An 8,185-nucleotide genomic window follows, 5' to 3' on the forward strand; every position below is an offset into this window, starting at 1 on the left:
AACCCCGCACCCGAACCCGCCAGGTAGTCGACCCCGCAGAGTGCTGGCAGGTGTCAGCCCATTCGATGGTTGCGTCCGTCGACGATGATCAGGTCCTTCAGGCGTCCGGTGACCAGGAGCTGTCCGTCGAGGACAGTGCCGAGGTCACCGGTGCGCAGCCAGTGTCCGGGGGCGTGCGCGAGTCGGGCCTGGAAGGTCTTGCGGGTCTGCGGGCCGTGCTCCAGGTATCCGCGCGCGATGTTGGGTCCCTGCACCCAGATCTCGCCCACCTCCCCCGCGGGCAGCACGGTGGCGGTGACGGGGTCGACGATGCGCACCGCCTGACCGACGGGTTCACCGCAGGCGGCAAGCAGGACCGCGGCCGGGTCACCGGGCGGAACAGCCAGGGCCTTGCCGGCCGCCAGTGCCTCGCGGTCCAGTGCGTAGCGGCGCAACGGCTGTCCGGGCCGGTGGGCGCTGACGAAGACGGTGGCTTCGGCGAGCCCGTACGACGGGCAGTGGACGTCGGCCGGAAGGCCCTGTCCGGCGAAGGCCGCGCCGAAGCGATCGGCGGTCTCGGGCCGTACGGGTTCGCTGCCGTTGATGAGCGCGGCGACCCGGTCCAGCCGCAGCCCGGCCTTGTCCTCCTCGGCGACGACGGCCGCGCAGTAGTCGTACGCGAAGTTCGGTGCCGCGCTGAGGGCGTTCGGGTGCTCGGACAGCAACTGCAGCCAGCGGGCGGGCCGTTGGAGGAAGGCGAGGGGATCCATCAGGACGGACAGCAGTCCGCGTACGACGGGAGCGGCGACGCTGAGCACCAGTCCCATGTCGTGATAGAGCGGCAGCCAGCCGACCATGGTGAGACGGCGGTCCTCGGCGCCGTACGCGGTGAGCGCCTGGTGGGCGTTGGCGACGACGTTGGCGTGCGAGATCTCGACGCCCGTGGGGAACCGGGTCGATCCGGAGCTGTACTGGAGGTAGGCGGTCGACTGTTCGTCCAGAGCGGGCGGTTGCCATGTGTCGGCCTGGTCGTCGGAGACGAAGTCGGTGAGTATCAGGCGGTGGCGCAGGCCGTGCGCGTCCAGGAAGGTGCCCACGCTCTCGGCCGCGGCGCCGGTGGTGAGGACGGCCGAGGGCTGCGCGTCGTCCAGGACTCCGGCCAGACGGTCGCCGTGCCCGGGCAGATCCGGGGTGAACATGGGCACGGCGACGGCACCGGCGGTCAGCGCGGCGAGAAAGCCGATGGCGTATTCGGTGCCCTGGGGACAGAGAACGGCGACGCGTTCGCCCGGAGCCACGGTGTCGGCGAGCCGGGCGGCGACCGCCCGGGTCCGTATGTCGACGCGCTGCCAGGTGAGGGTGCGGTGGCTGCCCCGTAACCCGGAGGAAGTGTGGTCGACGAAGGTGAACGCCGGTTGGATGGGGGTGTGTTGGGCCCAGTGCGCGAGGTGGGCGGGGAGCGTGGTCGGGCGGTCCGGGGCTGCTGAGGATGTGCCGGGGGCGTGCGGAAGGGCGTGCGCGGGCATGGGGGAACTCCTCACGTCACAGGTGGTGTCCCCGTCCGGGGTGATGCGGCTACGGCTTCGCTTCACTCACAGCGGGATGTTGCCGTGCCGGCGCTCGGGGACGGCGGCACGTTTGGTACGCAGCGTGTTCAGGGCCCGGGTGATGTGCGCCCGGGTGGCGCTCGGCGCGATGACCGCGTCGATGTAGCCGCGTGCGGCAGCCGCGTAGGGGGTGGCCCAGGCGGTCTCGTACTCCTCCACGAGCTTCGCCCTCAGGTCCGCCGCGGCCTGCTCGCCGACCGCGGCAGCCGCGGCGAGTTCACGGCGGTGCAGGACGGTGACCGCGCCCTCGGCGCCCATCACGGCGATCCTGGCGGTGGGCCAGGCGAGGTTGACGTCGGCGCCCAGGTGCTTGGAGCCCATGACGGCGTATCCGCCGCCGTACGCCTTGCGGACCACGACGGTGACCTTGGGGACGGTGGCCTCGGCGTAGGCGTAGAGCAGCTTGGCGCCGCGGCGGATGATCCCGGTCTGCTCCTGCTGGGTGCCCGAGAGGTAGCCCGGAACGTCGGCGAAGGTCAGCAGCGGAATGCCGAACGCGTCGCAGAACCGTACGAACCGCGCGGCCTTCTCGGAGGCGTCGATGTCGAGCGCGCCGGCACTGTGCAGGGGCTGGTTGGCGACGACACCGACCGAACGGCCCTCGACCCGGGCCAGGGCGCAGAGGATGTTGGGCGCGAACAGCTCGTGTACTTGCAGCAGTTCGCCGTCGTCGACGACGGTGCGCAGGATCTCGCGCATGTCGTACGCCGTCTCGGGGCGGTCGGGGATGAGACCGTCCAGGCGCAGGTCGTCGGGGGTGGGGTCGAGAGTGCGAGGAGGGAAGGCGTACTCGGGCGGGCTTTCGCGGTTGTTCGCCGGAAGGTAGGCGAGCAGGACGCGGACGAGGTCCAGGGCGTCGTCCTCGTCCTCGGCGAGGAAATGGGCGTTGCCGTTCCCGGAGTTGTTGGTGCGGGCACCGCCCAGTTCCTCGGCTGTCGTACGCTCGCCGGTCACGGCCTCGATGACGTCCGGGCCGGTGACGAACATGTGCGAAGTCCCGTCGACCATGACGGTGAAGTCGGTGATGGCCGGCGAGTAGGCGGCACCACCCGCGCACGGGCCCATGATCACGGAGATCTGCGGGATGACACCCGAGGCCTCGACGTTGCGGCGGGCCAGTTCGGCGTAGAGGGCGAGCGAGGCGACACCTTCCTGGATGCGCGCGCCGCCGGAGTCGTTGAGGCCGATGATCGGGCACCCGGTCTTCAGGGCCAGGTCCATCGTGCTGACGACCTTCTCCCCGAACGCCTCGCCCATGCTGCCGCCGTGGACGGTGGCGTCCTGCGCGAAGACACACACCGGGCGCCCGCCGACGGTGCCCGAGCCAGTGACCACACCGTCGCCGTACGCCGCGTCATCGGCGCCACTCCGAGCGCGTACCAACCCGCCGGTCTCGACGAACGACCCCTGATCCAGCAACCGGGCGACGCGTTCACGGGCCGTCAGTCGGCCACGAGCGGCCTGCCGGGCGACAGCCGACGCGGAGCCACCCGCCAGGGCCCGCCGCTGTCGGGCGGCGAGATCCGCGAGACGTGCCGCCGTTGTACGCGCGGCGGGCACGGACGATCCCAGGGTTTCCGCGGTCGAGGTCACAGCCACCTCCTTCGGGGGTTGCGAGCATGGCAGTTCCGCGCGGTGCGGTCCTCCTTTCCGCCGCCAATGTGAGGTTGTTGAGTGGTCGGGGGTGCCGCGTTCATAGACGGACTACAAACGGACCGTGGTCTCCCGGTCCGCCGCGGTCACAACAGCGTGTCTGCGAACACTCAGAAGACCGTCAGCAAACGCGGCTACAACCACTTCGCCGAACTCGGCCTCGAACCCTCCGAGGACGACAACCGCCGGATCCTGGCGGTACTCGCCCACCCGGAGGGCTGAGCCGGCGGCGTCGGCCCGCGCGAAGGCGGGAAGCAGGAGACGGGCGGGCCTTGACCGCCTCGCCTGTCACCAGGGGCCGTGGTGTTCCAGGCCCAGGACCAGGGCCGCTGTCGCGGTGCCGAGGAACACGATCCCGCCCACGATGTTGCGGGAGCCGACACGCAGGTGGGCGACGATGGCCCCGATGAAGTAGAGCACCAGGCCGGAGGCCGCGAGGGTTCCGAGCAGGGGCACGGCGAGTCCGGCCAGCAGCCCCGCGGTACCCGCCGCGAGCAGCATGCCCAGTACCGGTACCCACTTCCGGGGCAGTCCTTTCATGTCCGCCTGGGTCTTGGGGTACTCGTGGCCGATCAGGTAGGTGACGGCGGCGGCACCGTTGAAGACCGCGCCGAGGATGGTCACCGTGAGGTAGGCGGCGAACAAGTCATCTCCATTTCTGTGGTGAGTGGCGCTGCTGGGCAGTCCGTTGCACCATGCGCTTCGCCTGTAGGACGGGCCGACGCCTCGTTTTCGTGACATCGGCGAGCGGTCGGGCGAACCCAGCGGAGAGAACCAAGGAGACGGCATCGCGGGCGCGTGGAGCACGGCGGCCGGTGTCCGGCACGGGGTCCCGGCAACGCCGCAGGTGACAGTGGTAACGGTGCTCATTGCAGGCTTTGGAGAAACCCTCCGGGGCGCGGTTGACTTGCTCTCCGCCGACGCAGAACCGCGACTCCTGGGAGCTCCCGTGTCCGACCACCACGACCACGAGCACGGCGGCCACGACCACGACAGCGGCGGTGGTCATTCCGGTCACTCCCACGGGGTGTCCGCGGACGCCGACCGGCGCTGGCTGACGATCGCCCTGGTGCTGATCAGTGTGTTCATGCTCGCCGAGGTCGTGGTCGGGGTGGCGGCCAACTCGCTGGCGCTGATCTCCGACGCCGCGCACATGCTCACCGACGTCGCCTCCATCGTGCTGGCACTGGTCGCGATGCGACTGGCGGCCCGCCCGGCGAAGGGCCACTTCACCTACGGCCTCAAGCGCGTGGAGATCCTCTCCGCGCAGGCCAACGGCCTGACCCTGCTGCTCCTTTCGGTGTGGCTGGCCTACGAGGCGGTACGTCGTCTCGTCTCCCCGCCGGAGGTCACCGGCGGCCTGGTCCTGGTCACCGCACTGGTCGGAGTGGCGGTCAACCTGGTGGCCACCTGGTGCATCTCCAGGGCCAACCGCACCTCGCTGAACGTCGAGGGCACCTACCAGCACATCCTCACCGACCTGTTCGGCTTCATCGCCACCGCCGTCGCCGGAGCCGTCGTCCTCACCACCGGTTTCGCCCGCGCGGACGCGATCGCCTCGCTGTTCGTGGTGGTCCTGATGCTCAAGGCCGGCTACGGCCTGGTCCGCGACTCCGGACGGATCTTCCTCGAAGCCGCGCCCGCCGGGATCGACCCCGATGCCGTCGGTGACCGCCTGGCCGCGCAGGACACCGTGGTCGAGGTGCACGACCTGCACGTCTGGACGATCACCTCCGGCCAGAGCGCGCTGTCCGCCCACGTCCTGGTCGAGCCGGGCGGCGACTGCCACGCCGTGCGCCGCGGCCTGCAGAAGATGCTTCTGGAGGACTACCGCATCAGCCATGCCACGCTGCAGGTCGACCACCTGGGCGAGGACGCCCCTGACCTGCTGCAGATCACCAGTGCCGCCGACGACGACCGGGACGGACACTGCGACGACGCCCACGGTCCCGTCCACCGACCCGGCCCGCACGACCACTGACCGGCCGACCACTGACGGCCGACAGTCCATGAGTACAGGATTTCCTGAATTCAGGATCTCCTGTACCGTCGCCGTATGCTGAGTCTCGCCTCCGAAGTCGAGGTGCTGGCCCGTTTCGGCCGCGCCCTCGCCGACCCGATCCGCTGCCGTCTGCTGCTCGCCCTGCGCGAGGCCCCGGCCCACCCAGCCGATCTGGCCGAGGAGTTGGGCATCTCCCGGACCCGGCTCTCCAACCACCTGGCGTGTCTGCGCGACTGCGGTCTCGTCGTCGCCGTGCCGGTCGGCCGCCGTACCCGCTATGAGCTCGCCGATCCCCGCCTCGGTCACGCGCTGCAGGATCTGCGGACGGCGGTGCTGGCGGTGGAGAGCGACCGCACCTGCCCGGACGCCGACGCGAAGGGCTGCTGCTGATGGGCGCCGGGACATCCCTGGCCCCGCCGGGCCCGTCGCCGGTCCGGCGCGACCAACTGACCCGCCGCATACGGCTGTTGGTGGGCGCGACCATCGCGTACAACGTCGTCGAGGCGGTCATCGCCCTGGCCGCCGGGACCGCCGCGTCGTCCAGCGCGCTCGTCGGCTTCGGTCTCGACTCCGTGGTGGAGGTGTCCTCGGCGGCGGCGGTCGCCTGGCAGTTCTCCGCGCCCGATCACGCGGTGCGCGAGGCCCGGGAGGCGCGGGCGCTGCGGATCATCGCCCTCTCGTTCTTCGCCCTGGCGCTCTACGTGGCCGTGGATTCCGTACGCGCCTTCGTCGGGGCCGGCGAGGCGGACCGTTCGTTCGCCGGTATCGCCCTCGCCGCCGTGTCGCTCGCGGTGATGCCGTTCCTGTCCGCCGCCCAGCGCCGGGCGGGGCGCGAACTGGGTTCGGCGTCGGCCGTCGCCGACTCCAAGCAGACCCTGTTGTGCACCTACCTTTCGGCGGTGCTGTTGACCGGCCTGGTCGCCAATGCCGTACTCGGCTGGTCCTGGGCCGACCCGGCGGCCGCCCTGGTGATCGCGGCCGTCGCGGTCAAGGAGGGCCGCGACGCCTGGCAGGGCAAGGGGTGCTGCGCTCCAACCACCGCCGCGGTACTGCCCGTTGAGGCCCAGGCGGATCCGTGCGGCTGTCGGCCGGGCTGCGCGTGCTCTGCCTGACCAGGACCCGGCGGCGGACCGCGGCCGGACGCGGCCGAGGGCTCGTACGGATCAAGATGGCATCCTGGCCCGCATGGCCGAACCGATCGACGCTCCGCTCGCCGATGCCGAACTGACCGCTTTCATCAAGGCAGTTCGACAGGATCCCGGACCTCCCGCCCGGGTCGTGGGCGCGGTGGAGTTGCGTCGCGCGCAGCGACTCCGTGCCGAAGCCCGGCCGCCGGGGCCCGGGATCGCCCACGTCGAGGATCTGACGGTCGGCCCGGCCGGCGTGGGGGCCCGCCTCTACCGGCCCTCGGCGCGGGGCGGGCCGCTCGTGGTGTTCCTGCATGGCGGGATGTGGACGATCGGCGATCTGGAGTCGCACGACCGGGCGTGCCGGCGACTGGCGCTCGGTGCCGGGACAGCCGTGCTGAGCGTCGACTTCCGGCGGGCACCGGAGCACCCGTGGCCGGCCGCCGTCGACGACTGCGTGGACGCCATCCGGTGGGCGGCGGCAGGTGGAGTTCCCGGGGGCGCGGGCCCGATCGTCGTCATGGGTGACAGTTCCGGCGGCAATCTCGCCGCGCTCGCCTGTCTGCGCCTGCGTGACGAGGGCGGACCGCTGCCGGCCGCCCAGGTGCTGCTGTACCCGAACACCGATCTGACGCTCTCCTGTCCCAGCACACGGTCGAAGGGCACGGGCTGGGGCCTGACGACCGACGACGTGGCTTGGGGCGCCGAGCAATGGGTCCCCGATCCGGCCCGGCGCGCCGACCCCGAGGTCAGCCCGCTGCACGCCGTCGACCTCGGCGGGCTGCCGCCCGCCGTTGTCGTCACCGCCGAGCACGATCCGCTCCGGGACGAGGGCGACGCCTACGCCGCTCGGCTGGCCGCCGCGGACGTTCCGGTCAGACACCGGTGCGAGGCAGGGATGGTCCACGGATTCCTCACCCTCGACACCCTCTCGCCGGCCGCCGCGGCAGCGGGAGAGCGCGTCTTCGCGGACGTCACCGACCTGCTCGGCGACGTCCGCTTCCGCTGACGCCCGGTCGGGCAGTGGCTGCCTGTCCGCGATCCGCGTCGGCTGCGGTGGGGTCACCGGCGTCGTCCCGGGTTCCGGGTTTCGTGTGGAGGACTTCGCGGACCTGCTCCGCTGCCCGGAGGATGCTCTCGCTGATGAAGTCGCTGAAGCGGGCGATGTTCTCCAGGCGGGCGGCGGCCGGGCTGTCGCGGCCGAGGACACCGACGCCCCGGCGGGCGATCGCGGCGACCTGCGCGGTGCCGCGGGCGCTGGCGATGGTCGACTGGTACCAGACGTCGTCGTCGACGTAGTAGCGCTCGCGGCGGCGGTCGTCGCGTGACCGGCTGACGAGGCCCTGCTCTTCGAGGAACGCGATCGCCTTGGAGACGGACGCGGCGCTGACCTGGAGGCGCTGGACGAGTTCGGACGCGGTGAGGCTCCCCGCGTCGGCGGTGAAGAGGCAGGTCAGTACGCGAGCCGACATCTTGGGCAGGCCCTGTTGCATCAGGAGGGTGGTGAACGCCTCCTCGTACTCGCGCACGGCCTCGTCGTCGCGCCCGCGGTCCCGCACCGGCGCTCCCTGTCCCGTGGGCGGGGTGTGCCTGCGCCGGTGGGCGCGGCGTTCGGTGGCGCGGTGGGCCAGGTCGGCGCGGTAGGTGGTGGGGCCGCCGTTGCGCATCACCTCGCGCGTGATCGTCGAGGTGGGACGGTCGAGGCGGCGGGCGATCTCGGCGTAGGGGAGGCTGTCGGCCAGTCCCAGCGCGATCTGCTGACGTTCCTGCTGGGTGAGCCTGCCTCCCGGCATCGTGGTCCTACCTTTCTTGATGTG

Annotated in this window: 8 protein-coding genes and 1 pseudogene; 5 read left to right on the forward strand and 4 right to left on the reverse strand. The window is 71.5% G+C overall.

Annotated features, from left to right (window positions below; genetic code table 11):
- Positions 1–65: 65 nt before the first annotated feature.
- Positions 66–1,505, reverse strand: a pseudogene (locus JHN45_RS48755) (fatty acyl-AMP ligase); the annotation flags it as partial.
- Between the two features lie 66 nt (positions 1,506–1,571).
- Positions 1,572–3,179: an acyl-CoA carboxylase subunit beta gene (locus JHN45_RS48760; protein ID WP_374195691.1), complete on the reverse strand. Its 1,608-nt coding sequence runs from the start codon at positions 3,177–3,179 to the stop codon at positions 1,572–1,574.
- Positions 3,180–3,335: 156 nt separating this feature from the next.
- Here JHN45_RS48760 and JHN45_RS54275 point away from each other — a divergent pair, with 156 nt between their 5' ends.
- Positions 3,336–3,461 (forward strand): hypothetical protein, encoded by a 126-nt coding sequence (locus JHN45_RS54275; protein ID WP_267930101.1) that lies wholly within the window; start codon positions 3,336–3,338, stop codon positions 3,459–3,461.
- Positions 3,462–3,527: 66 nt separating this feature from the next.
- Here JHN45_RS54275 and JHN45_RS48765 read toward each other — a convergent pair whose 3' ends face one another.
- On the reverse strand, positions 3,528–3,884 hold the full coding sequence (locus JHN45_RS48765) for a DoxX family protein (RefSeq protein ID WP_201055904.1): 357 nt from the start codon (positions 3,882–3,884) through the stop codon (positions 3,528–3,530).
- A gap of 304 nt (positions 3,885–4,188) precedes the next feature.
- Between JHN45_RS48765 and JHN45_RS48770 the strand changes: the two genes are divergently transcribed.
- From JHN45_RS48770 to JHN45_RS48785, 4 genes are all read left to right on the forward strand, one after another.
- Complete coding sequence (locus JHN45_RS48770) at positions 4,189–5,220, forward strand: cation diffusion facilitator family transporter (RefSeq protein ID WP_201055905.1); 1,032 nt, start codon at positions 4,189–4,191, stop codon at positions 5,218–5,220.
- 75 nt (positions 5,221–5,295) lie between these two features.
- Positions 5,296–5,631, forward strand: a complete 336-nt coding sequence (locus JHN45_RS48775; protein ID WP_201055906.1) for a helix-turn-helix transcriptional regulator — start codon at positions 5,296–5,298, stop codon at positions 5,629–5,631.
- Positions 5,631–6,353, forward strand: a complete 723-nt coding sequence (locus tag JHN45_RS48780) for a cation transporter (RefSeq protein WP_201055908.1) — start codon at positions 5,631–5,633, stop codon at positions 6,351–6,353. The genes JHN45_RS48775 and JHN45_RS48780 overlap by 1 nt, the downstream gene beginning before the upstream one ends.
- A gap of 73 nt (positions 6,354–6,426) precedes the next feature.
- Complete coding sequence (locus tag JHN45_RS48785) at positions 6,427–7,377, forward strand: alpha/beta hydrolase (RefSeq protein WP_201055910.1); 951 nt, start codon at positions 6,427–6,429, stop codon at positions 7,375–7,377.
- Here JHN45_RS48785 and JHN45_RS48790 read toward each other — a convergent pair.
- Positions 7,343–8,161: a helix-turn-helix domain-containing protein gene (locus JHN45_RS48790; RefSeq protein ID WP_201055912.1), complete on the reverse strand. Its 819-nt coding sequence runs from the start codon at positions 8,159–8,161 to the stop codon at positions 7,343–7,345. The two genes, JHN45_RS48785 and JHN45_RS48790, sit on opposite strands and share 35 nt — an antisense overlap.
- Positions 8,162–8,185: the final 24 nt, after the last annotated feature.

Origin of the sequence: Streptomyces sp. MBT53 (genome assembly GCF_016654115.1) — a bacterium.
GTDB lineage: Bacteria > Actinomycetota > Actinomycetes > Streptomycetales > Streptomycetaceae > Streptomyces.